General features: G+C 69.2%; 20 protein-coding genes, 1 tRNA gene and 1 pseudogene. 13 read left to right on the forward strand and 9 right to left on the reverse strand.

Features of this window, described 5'->3' with window-relative positions; all coding sequences use genetic code 11:
- The 3 genes from rsmA to A5704_RS17650 all read left to right on the forward strand — a co-directional run.
- A partial coding sequence (rsmA, locus tag A5704_RS17640; protein ID WP_067890166.1) for a 16S rRNA (adenine(1518)-N(6)/adenine(1519)-N(6))-dimethyltransferase RsmA occupies positions 1–654 on the forward strand: 654 nt, incomplete at its 5' end.
- Positions 655–713: 59 nt separating this feature from the next.
- The gene (locus tag A5704_RS17645) at positions 714–1,670 is read left to right on the forward strand and encodes a 4-(cytidine 5'-diphospho)-2-C-methyl-D-erythritol kinase (RefSeq protein WP_067759458.1); all 957 of its coding nucleotides are present in this window, start codon (positions 714–716) and stop codon (positions 1,668–1,670) included.
- Positions 1,671–1,996: 326 nt separating this feature from the next.
- Entirely contained in the window at positions 1,997–3,631 is a 1,635-nt protein-coding gene (locus A5704_RS17650) for a fatty acyl-AMP ligase (protein WP_067781041.1), read from the forward strand.
- Positions 3,632–3,635: 4 nt separating this feature from the next.
- Here the strand turns inward: A5704_RS17650 and pth are convergent, their stop codons facing one another.
- The 8 genes from pth to A5704_RS17690 all read right to left on the reverse strand — a co-directional run bounded on the left by pth (position 3,636) and on the right by A5704_RS17690 (position 9,889).
- Complete coding sequence (gene pth / locus A5704_RS17655; protein WP_067759473.1) at positions 3,636–4,211, reverse strand: aminoacyl-tRNA hydrolase; 576 nt, start codon at positions 4,209–4,211, stop codon at positions 3,636–3,638.
- A gap of 12 nt (positions 4,212–4,223) precedes the next feature.
- A complete protein-coding gene (locus tag A5704_RS17660; protein WP_067781044.1) occupies positions 4,224–4,883 on the reverse strand; it encodes a 50S ribosomal protein L25/general stress protein Ctc in 660 nt (219 codons plus the stop codon).
- A 328-nt stretch (positions 4,884–5,211) separates the two neighbouring features.
- Complete coding sequence (locus A5704_RS17665; RefSeq protein ID WP_067890167.1) at positions 5,212–6,093, reverse strand: oxidoreductase; 882 nt, start codon at positions 6,091–6,093, stop codon at positions 5,212–5,214.
- 24 nt (positions 6,094–6,117) lie between these two features.
- Positions 6,118–6,765, reverse strand: a complete 648-nt coding sequence (locus A5704_RS17670; RefSeq protein WP_067759488.1) for an LpqN/LpqT family lipoprotein — start codon at positions 6,763–6,765, stop codon at positions 6,118–6,120.
- The gene (gene arsC, locus A5704_RS17675; protein ID WP_067890169.1) at positions 6,762–7,106 is read right to left on the reverse strand and encodes an arsenate reductase (glutaredoxin); all 345 of its coding nucleotides are present in this window, start codon (positions 7,104–7,106) and stop codon (positions 6,762–6,764) included. The genes A5704_RS17670 and arsC overlap by 4 nt, the downstream gene beginning before the upstream one ends.
- On the reverse strand, positions 7,107–8,087 hold the full coding sequence (locus tag A5704_RS17680) for a ribose-phosphate diphosphokinase (protein WP_067759508.1): 981 nt from the start codon (positions 8,085–8,087) through the stop codon (positions 7,107–7,109). It lies immediately after the preceding gene.
- A 100-nt stretch (positions 8,088–8,187) separates the two neighbouring features.
- Positions 8,188–9,642, reverse strand: a complete 1,455-nt coding sequence (gene glmU, locus A5704_RS17685) for a bifunctional UDP-N-acetylglucosamine diphosphorylase/glucosamine-1-phosphate N-acetyltransferase GlmU (protein WP_067890174.1) — start codon at positions 9,640–9,642, stop codon at positions 8,188–8,190.
- 175 nt (positions 9,643–9,817) lie between these two features.
- A tRNA-Gln gene (locus A5704_RS17690) sits at positions 9,818–9,889 on the reverse strand.
- A gap of 168 nt (positions 9,890–10,057) precedes the next feature.
- Here A5704_RS17690 and A5704_RS17695 point away from each other — a divergent pair.
- Complete coding sequence (locus A5704_RS17695; RefSeq protein ID WP_156670229.1) at positions 10,058–10,651, forward strand: TetR/AcrR family transcriptional regulator; 594 nt, start codon at positions 10,058–10,060, stop codon at positions 10,649–10,651.
- An 11-nt stretch (positions 10,652–10,662) separates the two neighbouring features.
- Here A5704_RS17695 and A5704_RS17700 read toward each other — a convergent pair.
- Positions 10,663–11,574: pseudogene (locus tag A5704_RS17700) on the reverse strand (diaminopimelate decarboxylase); the annotation flags it as partial.
- 107 nt (positions 11,575–11,681) lie between these two features.
- Here A5704_RS17700 and mfd point away from each other — a divergent pair.
- The 9 genes from mfd (at position 11,682) to A5704_RS17740 (ending at position 22,562) form a co-directional block, all read left to right on the forward strand.
- On the forward strand, positions 11,682–15,347 hold the full coding sequence (gene mfd, locus A5704_RS17705; protein WP_067890177.1) for a transcription-repair coupling factor: 3,666 nt from the start codon (positions 11,682–11,684) through the stop codon (positions 15,345–15,347).
- 106 nt (positions 15,348–15,453) lie between these two features.
- Positions 15,454–16,440, forward strand: a complete 987-nt coding sequence (locus A5704_RS17710; RefSeq protein WP_067759522.1) for a nucleoside triphosphate pyrophosphohydrolase — start codon at positions 15,454–15,456, stop codon at positions 16,438–16,440.
- A gap of 141 nt (positions 16,441–16,581) precedes the next feature.
- Positions 16,582–17,310 (forward strand): lytic transglycosylase domain-containing protein, encoded by a 729-nt coding sequence (locus A5704_RS17715; protein ID WP_156670230.1) that lies wholly within the window; start codon positions 16,582–16,584, stop codon positions 17,308–17,310.
- Between the two features lie 49 nt (positions 17,311–17,359).
- Positions 17,360–18,649: a phosphopyruvate hydratase gene (eno, locus tag A5704_RS17720; protein WP_067759528.1), complete on the forward strand. Its 1,290-nt coding sequence runs from the start codon at positions 17,360–17,362 to the stop codon at positions 18,647–18,649.
- A gap of 1 nt (position 18,650) precedes the next feature.
- Complete coding sequence (locus tag A5704_RS17725) at positions 18,651–19,298, forward strand: septum formation initiator family protein (protein ID WP_067890179.1); 648 nt, start codon at positions 18,651–18,653, stop codon at positions 19,296–19,298.
- The gene (locus A5704_RS17730; RefSeq protein WP_067759537.1) at positions 19,291–19,779 is read left to right on the forward strand and encodes a DUF501 domain-containing protein; all 489 of its coding nucleotides are present in this window, start codon (positions 19,291–19,293) and stop codon (positions 19,777–19,779) included. The genes A5704_RS17725 and A5704_RS17730 overlap by 8 nt, the downstream gene beginning before the upstream one ends.
- Positions 19,773–20,717, forward strand: a complete 945-nt coding sequence (locus A5704_RS17735) for a Ppx/GppA phosphatase family protein (protein WP_067759542.1) — start codon at positions 19,773–19,775, stop codon at positions 20,715–20,717. Before A5704_RS17730 ends, A5704_RS17735 begins: the two co-directional genes overlap by 7 nt.
- A gap of 106 nt (positions 20,718–20,823) precedes the next feature.
- Positions 20,824–20,958: a hypothetical protein gene (locus tag A5704_RS29565; RefSeq protein WP_255369099.1), complete on the forward strand. Its 135-nt coding sequence runs from the start codon at positions 20,824–20,826 to the stop codon at positions 20,956–20,958.
- Complete coding sequence (locus A5704_RS17740; protein WP_067890181.1) at positions 20,955–22,562, forward strand: MFS transporter; 1,608 nt, start codon at positions 20,955–20,957, stop codon at positions 22,560–22,562. Before A5704_RS29565 ends, A5704_RS17740 begins: the two co-directional genes overlap by 4 nt.
- The last annotated feature ends 18 nt before the right edge of the window (positions 22,563–22,580 follow it).

Genomic DNA, 22,580 nt, shown 5'->3' on the forward strand with positions numbered 1-22,580 from the left:
GCCGATCGGCTGCCGCAGACCGTCGCCGAACACTCGCACAGCGAATTGCAGCGGCTCACCGTGCTCAACCGCGACGTCTTGACCCTTCGCCGGGACGAGTTGGCCGCGCAACCCAACGCGGTCGTCGCCAACCTGCCCTACAACGTCGCGGTGCCCGCGCTGCTGCACCTGCTCGCCGAATTCCCCTCCATTCAGACGGTGACTGTCATGGTGCAGGCGGAGGTCGCCGAACGCCTCGCCGCCGAGCCGGGCGGCAAGGACTACGGCGTGCCCAGCGTCAAGGTCCGCTACTTCGGGTCGGTTCGGCGGTGCGGCATGGTGTCGCCGACGGTCTTCTGGCCGATTCCCCGCGTGTATTCCGGGCTCGTGCGCATCGACCGCTACGCCACCCCGCAGTGGCCCACCGACGAGGCCTTCCGCCGTCAGGTCTTCGGACTGGTGGACATCGCGTTCGCGCAGCGGCGCAAGACGGCCCGCAACGCGTTCGTCGAGTGGGCCGGCTCGGGGAACGAGTCGGCGAGTCGCCTGTTGGCCGCCAGCATCGACCCGGCGCGCCGCGGCGAGACCCTGTCCATCGACGACTTCGTCCGGCTGTTGCGCAGATCGAACGAACCAACCGACACCGCGACGCAACAGCAGACCTCGCCGGGCTGACCGCGGCGCCGTCGGTGCCGCTGCATGTGGTCGGCCGGTGGCAGCGATAGTCTGCTCCGGTGTCCGCGTCTGACGGCAATACCGCCGCACAGTGGGTGCCGACCGGGTCGGTCACCGTTCGGGTGCCCGGGAAGGTCAACCTCTATCTCGAGGTCGGCGACCGCCGCGAGGACGGTTACCACGAGCTGACAACCGTCTTTCAGGCCGTCTCCCTGCTCGACGAGGTGACCGTCCGCAACGCCGACGTGCTGTCGCTCGAGCTCGTCGGCGAGGGTGCCGACAAACTGCCCACCGACGAACGCAACCTTGCCTGGCAGGCCGCCGAGCTGATGGCCGAACACGTCGGCCGGGCGCCCGACGTCTCGATCATGATCGACAAATCCATCCCCGTGGCCGGTGGCATGGCCGGCGGCAGCGCGGACGCGGCGGCGGTGCTGGTCGCCATGAACTCGCTGTGGGAACTCAACGTGCCGCGTCGCGACCTGCGCATGCTGGCCGCGCGGTTGGGCAGCGACGTCCCCTTCGCGCTGCACGGCGGCACCGCGCTGGGCACCGGCCGCGGCGAGGAGCTGGCCACCGTGTTGTCCCGCAACACCTTCCACTGGGTGTTGGCGTTCGCCGACGGGGAGCTGCTCACGCCCGCGGTGTTCGCCGAGCTCGACCGCCTTCGGGGGGCGGGCGACCCGCCCCGGCTCGCCGGGCCGGGCCCGGTGCTGGCGGCCCTGGCCGCGGGCGACCCGGAACAGCTGGCGTCGCTGCTGGGCAACGAGATGCAGGCCGCCGCGGTGAGCCTGAACCCGAAGCTGCGCCGCACGTTGCGCGCGGGCGTCCAGGCCGGCGCCCTGGCGGGCATCGTGTCCGGCTCGGGCCCGACGTGCGCGTTCCTGTGCTCCTCGGCGGCCTCGGCCGTCGACGTGGGCACCGAGGTGTCCGGGGCGGGCGTCTGCCGCACGGTGCGGGTCGCCAGCGGGCCGGTGGCCGGGGCGCGCGTGGTTCCGGCCCCCACCGAAGTGTGAAAATCACCCCAAAACGCGCATTCGTTTGGGCTGTTCCCTAAGAGGAGTTTAAGATAATGCGCGGTGACGGGTAGCGCTGAGCAAGATCACTTATTTTCGTCGTCCGCCGGAGCCCCCGGCGGACGACTGGTGCTTCGGGCCCACGAGCGTTTTTCGGGCCCGGTCCGCGCTTATCGGGCGACCGGACGCGGGGTTGCCGGCTCATCGCCGTTTCGAGACCTAACCGCTGCCCGACTGTGTTTGCGAGCCTGCTGCGAAGAGCTACCGAGTGGGCGGAATATGAAATCTCGGGCGTTGGGGCAAGCGCCGGAACCGAGGAGGTTTGTGTGAGCAGGTTTACCGAGAAGATGTACCGCAATGCCCGCACCGTGACGACGGGCATGGTCACCGGTGAACCCCACGAACCGGTCCGCCACACGTGGGGCGAGGTCCACGAACGCGCCCGCCGCATCGCGGGCGGCCTGGCCGCCGCCGGCATCGGCCTCGGCGACGCCGTCGGTGTCCTCGCCGGCTTCCCGGTGGAAATCGCCCCGACCGCCCAGGGGCTGTGGATGCGCGGCGCCAGCCTGACGATGCTGCACCAGCCCACCCCGCGCACCGACCTGGCCGTGTGGGCCGAAGACACGATGAACGTCATCGGCATGATCGAGGCCAAGGCCGTCATCGTCTCCGAGCCCTTCCTGGTGGCCATCCCCGTGCTCGAGGAGAAGGGCATCAAGGTCCTCACCGTCGCCGACCTGCTGGCGTCGGAACCGATCGACCCCGTCGAGGTCGGCGAGGACGACCTGGCGCTGATGCAGCTGACGTCCGGTTCCACCGGCTCCCCGAAGGCCGTCCAGATCACCCACCGCAACATCTACTCCAATGCCGAGGCGATGTTCATCGGTGCCCAATACGACGTCAACAAGGACGTCATGGTCAGCTGGCTGCCCTGCTTCCACGACATGGGCATGGTCGGCTTCCTGACCATCCCGATGTACTTCGGCGCCGAGCTCGTCAAGGTCACGCCGATGGACTTCCTGCGCGACACGCTGCTGTGGGCCAAGCTCATCGACAAGTACAAGGGCACCATGACCGCGGCGCCCAACTTCGCCTACGCGCTGCTCGCCAAGCGGCTGCGCCGCAACGCCAAGCCGGGTGACTTCGACCTGTCGACCCTGCGCTTCGCGCTGTCCGGTGCAGAGCCGGTCGAACCCGCCGACGTGGAGGACCTGCTGGACGCGGGCAAGCCGTTCGGCCTGAGCCCCTCGGCGATTCTGCCGGCGTACGGCATGGCCGAGACCACGCTGGCGGTGTCGTTCTCGGAGTGCAACGCCGGCCTGGTCGTCGACGAGGTCGACGCGGACCTGCTCGCGGCCCTGCGCCGCGCGGTGCCGGCCACCAAGGGCAACACCCGCAGGCTGGCCACGCTCGGCCCGCTGCTGCAGGACCTGGAGGCGCGCATCATCGACGAGAACGGCGACGTGATGCCCGCCCGCGGCGTCGGCGTCATCGAGCTGCGCGGCGAGTCGCTGACGCCGGGCTACCTGACGATGGGTGGCTTCATCCCGGCGCAGGACGAGAACGGTTGGTATGACACCGGCGACCTCGGCTACATGACCGAGGAGGGCCACGTCGTGGTGTGCGGCCGCGTCAAGGACGTCATCATCATGGCCGGCCGCAACATCTATCCCACCGACATCGAGCGGGCCGCCTGCCGCGTCGAGGGGGTGCGGCCCGGGTGCGCGGTCGCGGTGCGCCTGGACGCCGGCCACTCCCGCGAGACGTTCGCCGTCGCCGTCGAGTCCAACGCCTGGCAGGACCCGGCCGAGGTGCGCCGCATCGAGCACCAGGTCGCGCGCGAGGTGGTGTCCGAGGTCGACATGCGGCCGCGCAACGTGGTGGTGCTCGGGCCGGGCACCATCCCGAAGACACCGTCGGGCAAGCTGCGCCGGTCCCACTCCGCCACGCTGGTCACTTAGGCGCTTACCAGGCGTGGACGCGGTTCTGCGCCGGCTCCAGCCCCAGCTCGACGAGCAACTCCGTGGCGTCCGCGGCCTGCTCGCAAATGGTCGGCACCTCGCCGCGCTCGGCCGCCGAGAAGTTCTCCAACACGAAGGCCGCCGGGTCTTTGCGACCGGGTGGTCGGCCGATCCCGATGCGGACGCGCTGAAACTCCTTGGTGCCCAACGCGGCCGCCACCGAGCGCAGGCCGTTGTGACCGCCCTCGCCGCCGCCGATCTTCAGCCGGATGCGGCCGAAGTCCAGGTCGAGGTCGTCATGCACGACGACGATGTCGGCCGGCGCCACCGAATAGAACTTCGCCAACGGCCCGACCTGGCGGCCGGACTCGTTCATGTAGCAGCGCGGCTTGGCGACCAGGACCGAATGTCCGGCCAACCGGCCGCTGACCACCTCGGCGCCGGACCGCTTGTGCACCTTGAACTTTGACCCCAGTCGGCCGGCGAGCAGGTCGGCGACCATGAACCCGAGGTTGTGCCGGGTGCGGGCGTAGTTGTCTCCGGGGTTGCCCAGGCCGACCACCAGCAACGGCTCGGCCACGTTGCGAACCGCCTACTCGGACTCGTCCGCGGGGGCCTCGGCCTCGCCGGCCTCTTCTTCGGCGGGGGCCTCTTCGCGCTCGGCGACCTCGCCCGCGCCCTCTTCCTCGAGGTCCTCGGCCGTCGGCGCGACCACCACGTTGACCACCAGCATCTCCGGGTCGGAGATCAGGTTGACGCCCCGCGGCAGGGCGATCTGGCCGGCGGTGAACTGGGTGCCCGGTTCGGCGTCCTGCACCGACACGGTGACGTGCTCGGGAATCGACAGCGCCTCGGCCTCGATCTCGATGGTGTTGGTGTCCTGGGTGACCAGGGTGCCCGGCACGGCGTCGCCCTCGACGACGACGGTCACCTCGACGACGACCTTCTCGCCGCGGCGCACGACCAGCAGGTCGGCGTGCTGGATGGTGCGGCGGATCGGGTGGATGTCGAGCGCCTTGGTCAGCGCCAGCTGTTCCTTGCCGCCGATGTCCAGGGTCAGCACGGCGTTGGTGCCCGCGTGGCGCAGCACGGCCGCGAAGTCGTGGCCGGGCAGCTCCAGGTGCTGCGGGTCGGAACCGTGCCCGTAGAGGACGGCGGGGATTTTGCCTTCGCGGCGGGCCCGGCGGGACGCGCCCTTACCGGTCTCGGTTCGCACCGTGGCGGTGAGCTGGTTGCCTGCGGACTTGGCCATCGTGTCGCTCCTGTGTGCTCGTCAGTGTGGGGGCACGGCCAGGGTCGCGACAGTTCGTCGGTCTCCGTCGATAACGGTGCTGGCAGGCCAGTCACCCTCGCCGTGACGCCCGGTCAGGTTAACGCATGCGCACCTGGGAGCGGAAATTGCGGCGGTCTGCGTCACTTGCGTCACTTCGCCACCTGGCCGGGGCGATAGCCGAGATGCCCGCCTCGCAGCGACAACCCGCGGCGCGCGGGCGTTGTCGCTCGGAGGTGGGCACATCGCCGGCCGGCCGCGCGAGAGGCTGGCGAGGCTGGTGGGGGCGGTGGGGTTCGGTCGGAGGGGCTCAGAGCGGGAATTTGGTGCCGGTGAGCTGCTCGGACAGCTCCCAGAGCGCCCGGGCCATTGCCGGGTCCTGCGCCCGCCGGCTGCGCGCCACCGGTTGGGTGCGGCCGAGCTGGCCGAACCGCGGCCCGACGAACGTATCGCCGGGCAGGTCCTGCGACGCCGCATACAGCGTCTGGCGCGCGCCGAAGTCCGCGTCGGTGGCCACCACCCGGGTGACCGCCGACATCATCGCGTCGCCGAGCTTGCGGCCCGAGGCGCCTTGCAGATTGGTGTGCGAATAGCCGGGGTGCGCGGCCAGCGCGCGCAGCTTCGAACCGGACGAATCCAGGCGCCGCTGCAGTTCGCTGGTGAACAGCAGATTGGCGAGCTTGGACTGGCTGTAGGCCAGCCAGGGCGAGTACCGCCGCGTCTTCCAATTCAGGTCGTCGAGGCTGATCCGACCCGCCCAGTGCGCCATCGACGACACCGTGACCACCCGATCGGTGAGCTTGGGCAGCAACAGGTTGGTGAGCGCGAAATGCCCGAGGTGGTTGGTGCCGATCTGGCTTTCGAAGCCGTCGACGGTCTGCGCGTAGGGGGCCGCCATGATGCCCGCGTTGTTGATCAGCACGTCGACCTCGTCGACGCCGTCGGCGAATTCGCGCACCGACGACAGGTTCTGCAGGTCGAGCGGGCGCACCTCGACCGGGCCGGTCTGAGTGCCCCGGATCTGCAGCGCGGCCTTCTCGCCCTTGCGAACGTCGCGAACCGCCATGACGAGCGTAGCGCCCCGGTGCGCCAGCTCGCGGGCGGTCACGGCGCCGAGCCCGCTGTTGGCCCCGGTGATGATCACGGTGCGCCCGGCGAACGAGGGCAGGTCTGCGGCGGTCCAGTTCGTCATGGATGTGAGCCTAGTGAACCGCCGCTACTTCGCCGCGACGACGAACCCCCGCATGATCGCCTCGATGTCGGTGGACTGCGCGACCGCCTCGTTGGCCAGGCCGGTGATGGTGAGCTGAACCAGGTATCGCTGCTTGGCGGGCGGCGACCCGGTGGCGATGACGATCCGGTTGAAGCTGTGCAGGCGTGTGCCGTCCAAGTCGTAGCTGCCCTGGATCATCGACGAGGGAAAGCCGTTGTAGGGCGTCGTCGAGGCGTCGAGCTGCTTGAAATTCTCGAACAGCTGGGCGTCGTCGTTGCCGTGCTGGATCACCTGGGCCGGATCGAAATCGCCATTCAGCTTGAACACCACCAGCCTGGCGGTCGGGTACTTGTTGCCCTTGGAGAGCATTACGGTCTCCGGCGAGATGTGCGGATTGCTCGCCACCGACCAGCCCGGGGGCGTCGGGATCGAGACCGTCAGGTCGGGCAGGTTGCCCGGCGCCACCTGTTGGCCGGTGACGCCGATGTTCTGCAGATACTGCGACAGCGGCACGGGCTTTTCAACCCGCGTCGTCGTGGTCGTGGTGGTCGGAGTCGTCGACCAGATCGATTGGTAGTCAGGGGTTTTCGGCCCGCACGCCACCGCGGACAGTGTCAGCGCAATGGCCGCGGCCGCATACCCACGTCTCACAGAATCTCGCGGACCGCGTCGACCGGCCGGGCCAGCCGGGTGCCCTTCGGTGTGACGACGAACGGCCGCTCGATCAGGATCGGGTGTTCGACCATGGCGTCGAGCAACTGGTCGTCGGTCGCATCGGCGAGATTGAGTTCGGCGTACAGCGATTCACGCTTGCGCACCGCGGTCCGCACGTCGATCCCGGCGTCGTCGATCATCTTCACCAGTTCGCCGCGCGCCGGCGGGTTCTTCAAATACTCGACGATTGTCGGCTCAACCCCGTTGTCGCGCAACAAGTCCAGCGTTTTGCGGGACGTGCTGCAGCGGGGATTGTGGTAGATGACGGTATCGGCCATCTAGGCGTCTCCGTCGAACAGCCCCGTGACGGAGCCGTTTTCGAAGACGGCGCGAATGGTGCTGGCCAGCAGCGGCGCGATGGACAAGACGGTGAGCTGCGGGAAGCGCTTTTCCTCGCCGATCGGCAGCGTGTTGGTGACGATCACCTCGCGGGCGCCGGACGCGGCGAGCCGCTCGGCGGCCGGGTCGGACAGCACGCCGTGGGTGGCCGCGATGATCACGTCACCAGCGCCCTCGTCGCGCAGCAACTTGACCGCGCCGGCGATCGTGCCGCCGGTGTCGATCATGTCGTCGATCAGCACACATGTCCTGCCCTGCACCTCGCCGACGACGCGGTTGGACACCACCTGGTTGGGCACCCGCGGGTCGCGGGTCTTGTGGATGAAGGCGAGCGGGACTCCGCCCAGCGCGTCGGCCCACTTCTCGGCGATCCGCACCCGCCCCGAATCGGGGGAGACCACGACCATGTTGCCGTCCGGGTAGTTGTCCCGGATGTACCCGGTCAGCAGGTTCTGCCCGCGCATGTGGTCGACCGGCCCGTCGAAGAAACCCTGGATCTGGTCGGTGTGCAGGTCGACGGTCACGATCCGGTCGGCGCCGGCGGTCTTGAGCAGATCGGCGACCAGCCGCGCCGAGATCGGCTCGCGGCCGCGATGCTTCTTGTCCTGCCGGGCGTACGGGTAGAACGGCATGACGGCGGTGATCCGCTTGGCGCTGCCCCGCTTGAGCGCGTCGATCATGATCAGCTGTTCCATCAGCCAGTCGTTCACCGGCGCCGGGGCCGACTGCAGGACGAACGCGTCGCACCCGCGGACCGACTCGTCGAACCGGACGAAAATCTCGCCGTTGGCGAACTCCCGCGCCGTCTGAGCGGTGACGTGGACGTCGAGCTCCTTTGCGACCTGCTCGGCCAACTCCGGGTGCGCACGGCCGGAGAAGAGCATCAGGTTTTTGCGATTGTCGGTCCAGTCGTGGCTCAACGCACTGCCCTCGCCGTTCGGATCAAAAGTGGATGGCCAATCGTACGTAGCGAATGGTACGGAAATGTGGCCGGGTTACCAGATAGCGAAATCACAATGTCTATTCGGGCTCGCCGGCCCCGGTCGCCTTTTCGGCCGCTTCGGCCGCCGCGCTGCCCGGCCGTTTGCGCTGTACCCAGCCCTCGATGTTGCGTTGCGGGCCGGCGGACACCGCGAGCGCGCCGGGCGGGACGTCGTCGCGGACCACGGTTCCCGCGCCGGTGTACGCGCCGTCGCCGACCGTGACCGGGGCGACGAACATGGTGTCCGACCCGGTGCGCACGTGGGAGCCGATCGTGGTCCGGGCCTTGGACGTGCCGTCGTAGTTGACGAAGACGCTGGACGCTCCGATGTTGCTGTGGTCGCCGATGTCGGCGTCACCGACGTAGGTCAGGTGCGGAACCTTGGTGCCGGTGCCGATCGTGGAGTTCTTGGTCTCGACGAACGCGCCGAGCTTGCCGTCATCGCCGAGCACCGTGCCCGGCCGCAGGTAGGTGAAGGGCCCGACCGTGGCGCCGGCGCCGATGGACGACGACGTGCCGTGGGTGCGCACCACCGACGCGCCGTCGCCGACGGTGACGTCGGTGAGCGTGGTGTCCGGGCCGACGACGCAGTGGCCGCCAAGCTGGGTGCGGCCCAGCAGCTGCGTGCCCGGGTGGATGACGGTGTCGCGGCCGATCGTGACGTCGACGTCGATCCAGGTGGTGGCCGGGTCGACCACCGTCACCCCGGCCATCTGGTGGGCGGCGACGATCCGGCGGTTGAGTTCGGCGCCCAATTGCGCCAGCTGCACGCGGTTGTTCACGCCGGCCACCAGCGCGCTGTCGTCGACGTGCTGGGCGTCGATGGCCCGCCCGTCGCCGCGCAGGATGGCGATGACGTCGGTCAGGTACAGCTCCTGCTGGGCGTTGTTCGAGCTCAGCCGGCTCAGCGCGGAGCGCAACGCGGGCACGTCGAAGGCGTAGACGCCGGCGTTGACCTCGCGGATCTCGCGCTGGAAAGGCGTCGCGTCGGCGTGTTCCACGATCGCGGTGACCTCGTTGTCCTGGGTGCGCAGGATGCGGCCGTAGCCGGTGGGGTCGTCGAGTGTCGTGGTGAGCACCGTCGCGGCGGCCGATCCGGCGTTGTGCGTCGCGATCAGGTCGGCCAGGGTGTCGGAGTCCAGCAGCGGCGTGTCGCCGGAGGTGACGACGACGACGCCGGCGTAGTCCTCGGGCAGCGCGGACAGGCCGCAGAGAACGGCGTGGCCGGTGCCCAGCGGCCGGTCCTGCAGGGCGACCTCGATGGCGCGGCCCAGGCCGTCGGCCCATTCGGCGACCAGCGGAGCGATGCGCTGGTGGTCGTGGCCGAGGACCACGACCAGGTGTTGCGGGGCGGCCTTGGTTATCGCGTGCAGGAGGTGGGACAACATGCTGCGCCCGCCGATCGTGTGCAGCACCTTGGGGGTGTCCGACCGCATCCGGGTGCCGGGCCCGGCCGCGAGCACCAGGACCGCGGTATCACCACGAGACGCCACGCTTCTCCTTCCGACGCGAGCGTGCGTGTCTGTACGCCGACACGCCGTCAAGCGTGTCACCACACCTGACGTCGACGCAAAGACCACTTCGGTCCGACTCGCCGACCGTGGGGCCTGCGTACGGGAACCGTGCCGAATTCGTGCATAGGCCCCACCCCCGACCCAGGGAGCAAAGCTCCGTCGCCAGGACTCGAACCTGAACTATCTGAACCAAAATCAGAGGTGCTGCCGATTACACCACGACGGATCGCAAGGCCCATCGGCCCGCGCCACCAACAGACTTTAGACGGTGGACGGGCCGATCGCGGCGCCGAGGGAAAGACGGGCGGTTCGGTGCCTGTGACGCTATACGCTGATTGACGTGGCTGTTCTCGACAAGGAGCCGGACAAAGAGGCACGCGCCCCGCGCGCCAGGATGACCGGTACCGAACGCCGGCAACAACTCATCGGCATCGCACGCTCGCTGTTCGCCGAGCGCGGTTACGAGGGCACCTCGATCGAGGAGATCGCGTTGCGCGCCAACGTGTCCAAGCCGGTCGTCTACGAACATTTCGGCGGCAAGGAGGGGCTGTACGCCGTGGTGGTCGACCGCGAGATGTCGGCGCTGCTGGACGGCATCACCTCGTCGCTGACCAACAACCGGTCCCGGGTGCGGGTCGAGCGGGTCGCTCTGGCGCTGCTCACGTACGTCGAAGAGCGCACCGACGGCTTCCGCATCATGATCCGCGACTCACCGGCCGCCATCAGCTCGGGCACCTACTCCAGCCTGCTCAACGACGCCGTCAACCAGGTCAGCTCAATCCTGGCCGGCGACTTCGCCCGCCGCGGCCTGGATCCCGAGCTGGCGCCGTTGTACGCGCAGGCGCTGGTGGGCTCGGTGTCGATGACGGCGCAGTGGTGGCTCGACACCCGGGAACCGAAGAAGGAAGTGGTCGCGGCGCACCTGGTCAACCTGATGTGGAACGGGCTGACCCACCTGGAGGCCGACCCCAGGCTGCAGGACAGTTAGCCGCCGTCGACGGGTTCCACCACCACCCTGGGGCGGGGGAAATGCTCCGCGGCGCAGGCCTCGTCCAGCGCGTCCTCGATAACACGGGCCAGCGCGTCGAGGTCGAGTTCGCGGTCGCCGGGAACGTAGGGGATGGCGTGCCCGCCGCCGAGGTTGAGTTCGGTCAGGATGACGCCGTGGCGGGCCCGGATGTCGGCCATCGCGGCGATCAGCCGGTGAATCGCTTCGCCGTATAGCGCCGGGGCGGTAACCTGCGAGCCGATGTGGCAGTGCAGGCCGACCAGGTCGAGGATCGGGTGCGCCAGCACGCGTTTGACCGCCTCTGCGGCGTGGTCTCCGGCGAGGGTGAAGCCGAACTTCTGGTCGCTGATTCCGGTCGCCACCGCGCGGTGCCCGTGAGTATCGATGTCCGGCGTCACCCGGATGAGGACCGGCTGACGCCTGCGCGCCAGGCCGGCGAGGTAGGCGATCTCCATGCAGGAATCCAGCACGACCCGCCCCACGCCGGCGCCCACCGCGTCGCGCAGCTCATCGAGGGACTTGGCGTTGCCGTGGACGACGATCCGGGCCGGATCCACCCCACCGGCAAGGGCGACGGCCAGCTCACCGGCCGAGCAGACGTCGATGCCGAGGCCCTCCTCGCGGGCCCAGCGGGCCACCGCGGTGGTCAGCAGCGACTTCCCCGCGTAGACCACCTGGACGCCGCGCAGCGCCTTGCGGTAACGGCGGGCCCGGCGCCGGAAGTCGGTCTCGTCGATGACGTAGGCCGGCGTGCCGAACTCGTCGGCGATGTCCGCCAGGGGCACCCCGCCGACGCAGAGCCCGCCCTGCTCGTCGGGGTGGGCGGTCACGGGCCAGATCGCGGGATCGAACCGCGGCGGGGCCGCGTGACCAAGTGACGGCAGGATCTCCAGCAATGTCATGAATCCAACGTGGGCCGGCACGGGGCCGAAGGGCGGCTTCCTTACGAACCCTTGACGGCGCCGGGCTCAATATTGACGAATCCTGGCGCCCCTAGAATGGATTCATCATGACCGCACCGGGGCCTGCTCGCCCAGAACCCCCGATCGCGGGGCTCGTTGAATTGGCGCTCACCGCGCCGACCTTCCAGCAACTGATCGAAAGCGCGGCCGAGCGACCGGCCGAGCTGCGCCTGGTGGGTCCAGCCAGTGCACGGCTTTTTGTGGCCAGCGCGCTGGCGCGGTTGGGGCCTTTGCTCGTGGTCACCGCGACGGGTCGCGAGGCCGACGACCTGACCGCTGAATTGCGCGGCGTCTTCGGCGATGCCGTCGCGGCCTTTCCGTCCTGGGAGACCCTGCCGCACGAGCGGTTGTCGCCGGGCGTCGACACCGTCGGCGCCCGGCTGACGGTGCTGCGCAGGCTGGCGCATCCCGACGATGGTCGGTTGGGCCCGCCGCTGCAGGTGGTGGTGACCGCGGTGCGCTCGCTGATGCAACCGATGACGCCGGAGCTGGGCCTGGTCGAGCCGGTCACGTTCGAAGTCGGCGAGGAGATCGCCTTCGAAGACGTCGTCGCCCGGCTGGTGGAGCTGGCCTACACCCGGGTCGACATGGTGGGCCGGCGGGGCGAGTTCGCGGTGCGCGGAGGCATCCTCGACGTCTTTCCGCCGACCGCCGAGCACCCGGTGCGCATCGAGTTCTGGGGTGACGAGGTCAGCGAGATCCGGATGTTCGCCGTCGCCGACCAGCGCTCGATCCCCGAGATCGAGGTCGAGACGGTGATCGCGGTGCCCTGCCGCGAGCTGCTGCTGACCGACGAGGTGCGGGAACGGGCCGCCGCGCTCGCCGCCCGGCATTCCGGGGCCGAGCCGGCCATCACCGGCAGCGTGACCGACATGCTGGCCAAGCTGGGCGAGGGGATCGCGGTCGACGGCATGGAGGCGCTGTTGCCGGTGCTGCGGCCCGGGGAACACGTGCTGCTGACCGACCAGCTGGCCGAGGGCACGCCGGTGTTGGTGTGCGACCCCGAGAAGGTTCGCACCCGGGCCGCCGACCTGATCAAGACGGGCAGCGAATTCCTCGAGGCCTCCTGGTCGGTCGCCGCCCTCGGCACCGACGCGCCCGTCGACGTGGCGCAATTCGGGGGATCGGGGTTCGCCGAGCTGGACGACGTGCACGCCGCGGCGGCGAATTCCGGTCACCCGTGGTGGACGTTGAGCCAGTTGTCCGACGAGTCGGCAGTCGAGCTGGACGTTCGGGCGGCGCCCTCGGCCCGCGGGCACCAGCAGGACATCGACGGCATCTTCGCGATGCTGCGCGCGCACGTCTCGACCGGCGGCTACGCCGCCGTCGTCGCGCCGGGCGCCGGTACCGCGCACCGGGTCGTCGAGCGGCTCGCCGACTCCGACACCCCCGCCGCCATGCTGGAACCCCACGCGGCGGACACCACGCTCAAGCCCGGAATCGTCAGCGTGCTCAAGGGTCCGCTGCACGACGGTGTCGTCATTCCGGGCGCCAACCTGGTCGTCATCACCGAGACCGACCTGACCGGTAGCCGAACCACCGCCGTCGAGGGCAAGCGGCTGGCGGCCAAGCGGCGCAACACCGTCGACCCGCTGGCGCTGACGGCCGGTGACCTGGTGGTGCACGACCAGCACGGCATCGGGCGGTTCGTCGAGATGACCGAACGCACGGTCGGCGGCGCGCGCCGCGAGTACCTGGTGCTCGAGTACGCGTCGAGCAAGCGGGGCGGCGGCTCGGACAAGCTGTACGTCCCGATGGACTCCCTGGACCAGCTCTCCCGCTACGTCGGGGGGCAGGCGCCGGCACTTTCCAAGCTTGGCGGCAGCGACTGGGCCAACACCAAGACCAAGGCCCGCCGCGCGGTGCGCGAGATCGCCGGCGAGCTCGTCGCGCTCTACGCCAAACGCCAGGCCAGCCCCGGCCACGCGTTCGCGCCCGACACCCCGTGGCAGGCCGAGATGGAGGACGCGTTCGGCTTCACCGAGACCGTCGACCAGCTCACCGCCATCACCGAGGTCAAGGCCGACATGGAAAAGCCGATCCCGATGGACCGGGTGATCTGCGGTGACGTCGGCTACGGCAAGACCGAGATCGCGGTGCGCGCGGCGTTCAAGGCGGTCCAGGACGGCAAGCAGGTCGCGGTGCTGGTGCCCACCACGCTGCTGGCCGACCAGCACCTGCAGACGTTCACCGACCGGATGGCCGGCTTCCCGGTGACCGTCAAGGGGCTCTCGCGGTTCACCGACAACGCCGAGTCCCGCGCCGTGATCGAGGGCCTGGCCGACGGCTCGGTCGACGTCGTGATCGGCACGCACCGGCTGCTGCAGACCGGGGTGCGCTGGAAAGACCTGGGGCTGGTCGTCGTCGACGAGGAGCAGCGGTTCGGCGTCGAGCACAAGGAGCACATCAAGAGCCTGCGCACCCACGTCGACGTGCTGACCATGAGCGCCACCCCCATCCCGCGCACGCTGGAGATGAGCCTGGCCGGGATCCGCGAGATGTCGACCATCCTGACGCCGCCCGAAGAGCGGTATCCCGTGCTGACCTACGTCGGCCCGCACGACGACAAGCAGGTCGCGGCCGCCCTGCGGCGCGAGCTGCTGCGCGACGGGCAGGCGTTCTACGTGCACAACCGGGTCAGCTCGATCGACCGCGCCGCGGCACATGTTCGCGAGCTGGTCCCCGAGGCGCGCGTGGTCGTCGCGCACGGACAGATGCCCGAGGACCGGCTGGAACGCACCGTGCAGGGGTTCTGGAACCGCGAATACGACATCCTGGTCTGCACCACGATCGTCGAGACCGGGCTGGACATCTCCAACGCCAACACCCTGATCGTCGAGCGCGCCGACACCTTCGGGCTGTCGCAGCTGCACCAGCTGCGCGGCCGGGTGGGCCGCAGCCGCGAGCGCGGGTACGCCTACTTCCTGTACCCGCAGCACGCGCCGCTGACCGAGACGGCCTACGACCGGCTGGCGACCATCGCGCAGAACAACGAGCTGGGCGCGGGCATGGCGGTCGCGCTCAAGGACCTCGAGATCCGCGGCGCCGGCAACGTGCTGGGCGTCGAGCAGTCCGGGCACGTCGCCGGGGTCGGGTTCGACCTGTACGTGCGGCTGGTGGGCGAGGCCGTGGAGGCCTACCGCGCGGCCGCCGACGGCCAGACGGTGACCACCGCCGAGGAGCCCAAGGACGTGCGGATCGACCTGCCGGTGGACGCGCACCTCCCGCCTGACTACATCGCCAGCGACCGGCTGCGGCTGGAGGCGTACCGACGGCTGGCGGCGGCTTCCGACGACGCGGCCGTCGACGCCGTGGTCGACGAACTCGTCGACCGCTACGGCGCGCTGCCCGAACCGGCCCTGCGCCTGGTGGCGGTCGCGCGGTTGCGGCTGCTGTGCCGCGCCGCGGGCATCACCGAGGTGTCCGCGCCGTCGGCGGCCACCGTGCGGCTGTCGCCGATGACGCTGCCGGATTCGGCCCAGGTGCGGCTCAAGCGGATGTATCCGTCGGCGAGCTACCGCGCCACCACCTCGACCGTGCAGGTTCCCATCCCGCGGGCGGGCGGTGTCGGGGCGGCGCGCATCCGCGACGTCGAGCTGGTGCAGATGGTGGCCAATCTGGTGACGGCGCTGCAAGGAAAACCCCAGACGGACATTGATATAACGAGTGCGTCACCTGCAGCGATGTCCAGTGAGGAGCGACAAGCGCGATGATCCGCGCCGGCGACGATGCAGAGCGGAGCGATGTGGGGGCACGCCCCCTCGCCGCTGCGCGGCCGGGGGTACCCCCACCCGCTTGCGGGGGAGAGGAGCGGCGCACATGATCGTCGTCTTGTTCGACCCTCGCCGCCCATCGCTGGTCCCCGTGGAAGCGATAGAACATCTCAGCGGGGAGGTGCAGTACACCGAGGAGATGCCCGTCGCGGTGCCGTGGTCGCTGCCCGCGGCCCGTCCGGTGCATGCCGGGGACCCCGATGATCCGGCGCCGGTGCTTCTCTCGTCCGACCCCGATCATCCCGCCGTCACGGCGCGCCTCGCGGCCGGTGCCCGGCTGATCTCGGCGCCGGACACCCCGCGCGGCGAACGACTGGTCGACGCCGTGGCGATGATGGACAAGCTGCGCACCGCGGGGCCCTGGGAGAGCGAGCAAACCCACGACTCGCTGCGCAGGTTCCTGCTCGAGGAGACTTACGAACTGTTGGACGCGGTGCGCAGCGGCAGCGCCGACCAGTTGCGCGAAGAACTCGGCGACGTGTTGTTGCAGGTGCTCTTTCACGCGCGCATCGCCGAGGATGCGCCGCAGCTTCCGTTCACCATCGACGACGTTGCCGTCACGCTGATGCGCAAGCTGGGCAATCGGGTTCCGGGTGTGCTTGCGGGCCAGACCATTTCGCTGGAAGAGCAGTTGGCGCAATGGGAAGAGCGCAAGGCCGCCGAAAAGCCCCGGAAATCGGTGATGGACGACGTGCATACCGGGCAGCCCGCATTGGCGCTGGCGCAGAAAGTGATTCAGCGTGCCGAGAAGGCCGGCCTGCCCGCCGATCTCATACCCGCCGAAATCACCTCGATATCGGTGTCGGCCGGCGGCGACGCGGAAGGCGCGCTGCGCTCGGCGGTTCTGGAGTTCGTGGACACCGTCCGGGAGGTCGAACGGGCGATCGCCGCGACGCGCCGGGGCGGCGACGTCCCCGATGAGTTCGACGTGGCACCCCTCGGGGAGGTCACCGAGGACGAGTGGCGGGAGCACTGGCCGTCGGACGGGGTGCCCGAGGCGGCCGCGGTGGATGCCGCGGCCGACGACGCGTGACCGCGAAAGCTGCTTGGGGCTAACCGATAATTAACCAAAATCCTGCGCCGGGCCCCCGACGCGGCCGGGCAAGACCGGAACACATGGGACGATGGTTGCGGAAGTTTGTGCAGGGGAGTTGAGGGAGCTTTAACCAGCATGGTGTCGCCGAGGCGTTGGTTGCGCGCGGCTGCCGTGATCGGCGCGACCGCGATGCTGATGGCCTCCAGCTGCACGTGGCAGCTCAGCCTCTTCATTCCGGAGGGTGTCCCGCCGCCCGCGGGGGCCCCGGTGCCGCCGGTGGACACCCACGCCAGCGGACGCCCCGCCGACCAGCTTCGGGCCTGGGCCGAGCAGCGGTCGGCGACGCTCGAGATTCCAGTGATCGCGCTGGAGGCGTACGCGTACGCGGCCCGGGTCGCCGAGGTCGAGAACCCCAAGTGCCATATCGCGTGGACCACGTTGGCGGGCATCGGGCAGGTCGAAAGCCATCACGGCACCTACCGCGGCGCGCGCCTGGCGCCCAACGGGGATGTGAGCCCGCCGATTCGCGGTGTCCGCCTGGACGGCAGCGGGGGCACTCTGCGCATAGTCGACAGCGAGGAACAAGTGACCGATGACGACGGGGTGGTGCGGGCCATGGGGCCGATGCAGTTCATCCCGGAGACCTGGCGGTTGTACGGCGTCGACGCCCATAACGACGGGCGTGTCAGCCCCGACAACATCGACGATGCGGCCCTCGCGGCGGCGGGTTACCTGTGTTGGCGGGGCAAAGATCTGGGGACTCCGCGCGGCTGGATCACCGCACTGCGGGCCTACAACAACTCGGGCGTCTACGCGCGGGCGGTCCGCGACTGGGCGACCGCTTATGCGGCGGGTCACCCGCTGTAGCAGGATGTATCGCTGACGGCGCCAGCTAGAACACGCAAGGAGAAACTCAGTGCCGATTATCGAGCAGGTCGGGGCCCGCGAGATCCTCGATTCCCGCGGTAACCCGACGGTCGAGGTCGAGATCGCCCTGATCGACGGGACGTTTGCCCGCGCGGCGGTGCCCTCCGGGGCGTCGACCGGCGAGCACGAGGCCGTCGAGTTGCGCGACGGCGGTGAACGGTACGGCGGCAAGGGCGTGCGAAAGGCCGTGGAGGCCGTGCTCGACGAGATCGGCCCGGCGGTGATCGGGCTCAACGCCGACGATCAGCGGCTGGTGGATCAGGCGCTGGTCGACCTCGACGGCACCCCCGACAAGTCCCGGCTGGGCGGCAACGCGATCCTGGGTGTGTCGCTGGCGGTGGCCAAGGCCGCCGCGGATTCCGCCGAGCTCCCGCTGTTCCGCTACATCGGCGGGCCGAACGCGCACATCCTGCCGGTGCCGATGATGAACATCCTCAACGGCGGCGCGCACGCAGACACCGCCGTCGACATTCAGGAATTCATGGTGGCCCCGATCGGCGCCCCCAGCTTCAGTGAGGCGCTGCGCTGGGGCGCCGAGGTGTACCACTCGCTCAAGTCGGTGCTGAAGAAGCAGGGTCTGAGCACCGGCCTGGGGGACGAGGGCGGCTTCGCGCCCGACGTGGCCGGCACCACCGCGGCGCTGGACCTGATCGGCAGCGCCATCGAGTCGGCCGGGTTCAAGCTGGGCGTCGACGTCGCCCTGGCCCTGGACGCGGCGGCCACGGAGTTCTACACCGACGGAACCGGATACGCCTTCGAGGGCAGCACCCGCACCGCCGAGCAGATGGCGGAGTTCTACGCCGGGCTGCTCGGCTCCTACCCGCTGGTGTCCATCGAAGACCCGCTCTCCGAGGATGATTGGGAGGGCTGGGCGGCCCTGACGACGTCTATCGGTGACCGTGTGCAGATCGTCGGCGACGACATCTTCGTCACCAATCCCGAACGCCTCGAGGAAGGCATCGAGAAGGGTGTCGCAAACGCGTTGCTGGTCAAGGTGAATCAGATCGGCACGCTGACCGAGACTCTCGACGCCGTCGCGCTCGCCCACCACAGCGGGTACCGCACGATGATGAGCCACCGCAGCGGCGAGACGGAAGACACCACGATCGCCGACCTGGCGGTGGCGGTCGGCAGCGGCCAGATCAAGACCGGCGCGCCGGCCCGCAGCGAGCGGGTGGCCAAATACAACCAGCTGCTGCGAATCGAGGAGGCGCTGGGCGACGCCGCCCGCTACGCCGGTGATCTGGCGTTCCCGCGCTACGCGCCGGAGGCCAAATAGGTTGTCCGCCAAGCCGGATCCGAAACGGCGCTCCCCGGCATCGCGTCCGGGGAAGGCCGGTGATCCGGTTCGGCGGCGTCGGACGGCAAAGCCCTCTTCCAAGCCGTCCGCCACCGCCAAGCAGGCCAGCCCCCGATCGGTTTTCGAGCATGTCGTCGAGCCCATCAAGCGGCAGGCCGCGGAATCGGTCGAACAGCGGTCGGAGCAACGGCTGGGTTTCACCGCGCGGCGGGCGGCGGTGCTGGCGGCGGTCGTCTGCGTGCTCACGTTGACCATCGCCGGCCCGGTGCGCACGTACTTCGCGCAGCGCACCGAGATGAACCAGTTGACGGCAAGCGAAGCCGCGCTGCGCCGCCAGATCGCCGACCTCGAGCAGCGGAAGGCCAAACTCGGCGACCCGGCCTACATCGCGGCGCAGGCCCGCGAGCGGCTGGGCTTCGTGAAGCCGGGCGATATTCCGTTCCAGGTTCAGCTTCCGCCGACGGCGGCCCCTAGCGAGCCGGGAGGCCAGGCGGCGAAGCCGGCCAGCACCGATCCCTGGTACACGTCGCTGTGGCACACCATCGCCGATGCTCCGCACCTGCCGCCGGCCAATGTGCCCCCCGCCGAACCCGGTCCCACCCCGAATCCCATGGCGCCCGGTGGTTGATCGTGCGGACCTCGAGGCCGTGGCACGTCAGCTCGGGCGTGAGCCCCGCGGCGTGCTCGAGATCGCCTACCGCTGCCCCAGCGGCGAGCCCGGCGTCGTGAAGACCGCACCGAAACTTCCTGACGGAACTCCGTTTCCGACGTTGTACTACCTGACACATCCGGTGTTGACCGCGGCCGCGAGCAGGCTGGAGACGACCGGGTTGATGCGCGAGATGTCCGAGCGGTTGAGCCATGATCCCGAGTTAGCGGCGGCGTATCGGCGGGCGCACGAATCGTACTTGGCCGAACGGGATGCGATCGAGCCCCTGGGGACGACGTTTTCCGGTGGCGGGATGCCGGACCGGGTCAAATGTCTGCACGTGCTGATCGCGCACTCGCTGGCCAAGGGGCCGGGGTGCAACCCGCTCGGTGACGAGGCGCTGGCGATCCTGGCGCCCGAGCCGGCGATGGCCGGCGTCCTGGTGGCAGGGCAATGGTGAGCAGGTTCGCCGGAATCGACTGCGGAACTAATTCGATCCGGTTGCTCATCGCCGACGTTCGCGACGGCCGGCTGCGCGACGTGCACCGGGAGACGCGGATCGTGCGGCTGGGCCAGGGTGTGGATGCGACGGGCGAGTTCGCGCCGGAGGCGATCGCCCGGACGCGGGACGCACTGGCCGATTACGTCGCGCTGCTGAAGCGGCACGGCGTCGAGCGGGTGCGGATGGTGGCCACGTCGGCGGCGCGCGACGTCGCCAATCGTGATGTCTTCTTTGCGATGACGGCCGAGGTGCTTGGCGCGGTGCTGCCCGGCGCGGTGGCGGAGGTGATCACCGGCGCCGAGGAGGCCGCGCTGTCGTTCCGCGGCGCCGTCGGTGAATTGGATCCTGCCGCAGGGCCTTTCGTCGTCGTCGACTTGGGCGGTGGCTCTACCGAGATCGTGCTGGGCGGGGATTACATGGTGGCCAGTCACTCGGCCGACATCGGTTGCGTACGGCTGACAGAGCGCTGCCTGCACTCGGATCCGCCGACAGCCGACGAGGTGGCGGCGGCCAGGGCGGTGGTGCGCGAGCGGCTCGGTGTCGCGCTGCGCGTGGTGCCCGTCGAGGGGGCGCGAACCTGGGTTGGGCTGGCCGGGACGATGACGACGCTTTCGGCGCTGGCTCACAACATGACGGCGTATGACTCTGCGGCCATTCATCTTTCGCGCGTTCCCGGCCGGGATCTCCTGGCGGTGTGCGAGCGGCTGATCGCCATGCCGCGATCCGAGCGTGCCGCTTTGGGGCCTATGCATGAGGGGCGTGCCGACGTCATCGGCGGCGGTGCGATCGTGGTCGAGGAGTTGGCGCGCGAGCTGCGCGTCCGCGCCGGCATCGACGAGCTCACGGTCAGCGAGCACGACATCCTGGACGGCATCGTGCTGTCGATCGCGCGATAGCCCGACTCCCGGATGTCGCGACATTGGGTGCGGTCATTTCGGCGCGCGCCGAACCTGGGGAGTTGCTCTAGACTTCAACTTTCGGCACGACGCGGAAGGCGTGGTTATGCCAGATCTCACCGTCCGGCTGCCCGTGATGATGACGGGCATTCTTGTTGCTGCCGTGGTGCACGGCGCCGGACAGCCCCAGCGTCGCAAGTACGCCGAACAGGCGGGCGGCCGGTTATCAGCTCTGCGGTGATTTCCGGCGACGGACATGCCGACGGGCCACCGTCGGCATGGGCGCCGTTGCGTAACCACGTCTATCGCGGTCTGTTGATCGCACAGCTGGGCTCCAACACCGGGACGTGGATGCAAACTGTGGCGGCTCAATGGTTTTTGGTCGAGAAGCACAGCAGCGACGTCATCGTGGCGCTTGTCCAGACTGCGACTCTGGCACCGACCTTGGTCTTCGGATTGTTTGCCGGCGCGCTCGCCGATCTGTTCGACCGACGCCGGCTGCTGATTCTTCTGAACGCGTATGCGGTGCTTGTCGCGCTGGCGCTGGCGGTTCTGACGTTCCTCGGCCGGCTCAGCCCTGCGTCGCTGCTGATGCTTACCGCGGCCATTGGCTGTGCGGCTGCCCTTACCGCCCCGGCTTGGCAGGCGATTCAGCCCGAAATTGTTCCGCGTGAGCAGATCACGGCCGCAGCGACGTTGGGTAGCGTCGCCGGAAATGCAGCCCGGGCGATTGGACCGGCACTCGGCGGCGTTGTCGTGGCTTTGGCGGGTCCTGCTGCGGTCTTTGCAATCAACGCCCTTTCGTTCGCCGGAATAATCGCTGTGCTGTTGGCCTGGAAACGACCGAAACAGCTCAGCCCAATCGAGCGAGAGCACTTCGGCCAGGCCGTGATCGCCGGCCTGCGATTCGTTCGCAACGGTCCCAATATTCGCCGGATCCTGTTGCGGGCGGCGCTGTTCCTGTTTCCCGCCTCGGCGGTATTCGCGTTGCTGCCGGTGGCCGCCGCCCGTAGGTGGCATCTAACGGCCAGTGGCTACGGTGTCGCGCTGGCGGCTATGGGGTTGGGCGCCATCCTTGCCGTCGTCGTTGCCGCGCGATTGCGTGAGCGAATCTCCGACAACGTTCTGCTGGGGGCGTCGGCAGCCGCGTACGGCCTTGCGCCGCTTGCGGTGATCTGGCTGCCGTTCGCCGCGGCGACGCCATTCCTGATGTTGTCCGGGATGGCGTGGCTGATCACGTTGACAACCTTGAACGCCGCCGCGCAGCTCTCGTTGCCGCGATGGGTCATGGCACGCGGGTTGGCCCTCTATCTACTGGTCGCAACGGGTTCTCAGGCCCTCGGCTCGTATGCCTGGGGCGCGATAGCCACGCGGACGGATCTGCGCACGGCGCTGCTGGGTTCCGCGGTGATGCTGGGTGCGGTTGCTCTGAGCGCCGCCGTGCTTCCGTTGCGGCCGTCGACCGGGAAGCTGAAGGTCGACGTGTCCACAGCATGGCCGACACCGACGTTGGTGTTCGAACCGTGCCCTAACGACGGGCCGGTTCTCGTCACCGTTCGTTACCGAGTGCCCACTGACCGGCTCGAGGAATTCGTCGAGGCGATACGCGCCGTCCGACGATCGAGGCTGCGAACGGGCGGCCACACTTGGCGGCTTTATCACAGCGTCGGACAACCGGATACGTTCCTCGAAAGGTTCACCGTCGCCTCGTGGACCGAATTCGAGCGTCAGCGCACCCAGCGGTGGTTGGAATTCGACGACGAGGGCGTGATGAGGGCGGTCGCCTTCACCGTTGACTGCGACCGCGAACACGACTATTACCTTCCGGTGCGGGTACGACCATGACGGGTTTGGTCAACGCCG

It is taken from the genome of Mycobacterium sp. E735, assembly GCF_001666955.1.
In the GTDB taxonomy this organism is placed as follows: Bacteria; Actinomycetota; Actinomycetes; order Mycobacteriales; family Mycobacteriaceae; genus Mycobacterium.

What these genes read in the sequence shown, in the direction of transcription:
- A5704_RS17660 (WP_067781044.1), bottom strand. Translation starts at nt 4,883, where the DNA reads ATGGCCAAGTCCGCAGGCAACCAGCTCACCGCCACGGTGCGAACCGAG.
- A5704_RS17695 (WP_156670229.1), top strand. Translation starts at nt 10,058, where the DNA reads ATGACCGGTACCGAACGCCGGCAACAACTCATCGGCATCGCACGCTCG.
- mfd (WP_067890177.1), top strand. Translation starts at nt 11,682, where the DNA reads ATGACCGCACCGGGGCCTGCTCGCCCAGAACCCCCGATCGCGGGGCTC.
- A5704_RS29565 (WP_255369099.1), top strand. Translation starts at nt 20,824, where the DNA reads ATGCCAGATCTCACCGTCCGGCTGCCCGTGATGATGACGGGCATTCTT.
- A5704_RS17735 (WP_067759542.1), top strand. Translation starts at nt 19,773, where the DNA reads ATGGTGAGCAGGTTCGCCGGAATCGACTGCGGAACTAATTCGATCCGG.
- arsC (WP_067890169.1), bottom strand. Translation starts at nt 7,106, where the DNA reads ATGGCCGATACCGTCATCTACCACAATCCCCGCTGCAGCACGTCCCGC.
- A5704_RS17710 (WP_067759522.1), top strand. Translation starts at nt 15,454, where the DNA reads ATGATCGTCGTCTTGTTCGACCCTCGCCGCCCATCGCTGGTCCCCGTG.
- A5704_RS17665 (WP_067890167.1), bottom strand. Translation starts at nt 6,093, where the DNA reads ATGACGAACTGGACCGCCGCAGACCTGCCCTCGTTCGCCGGGCGCACC.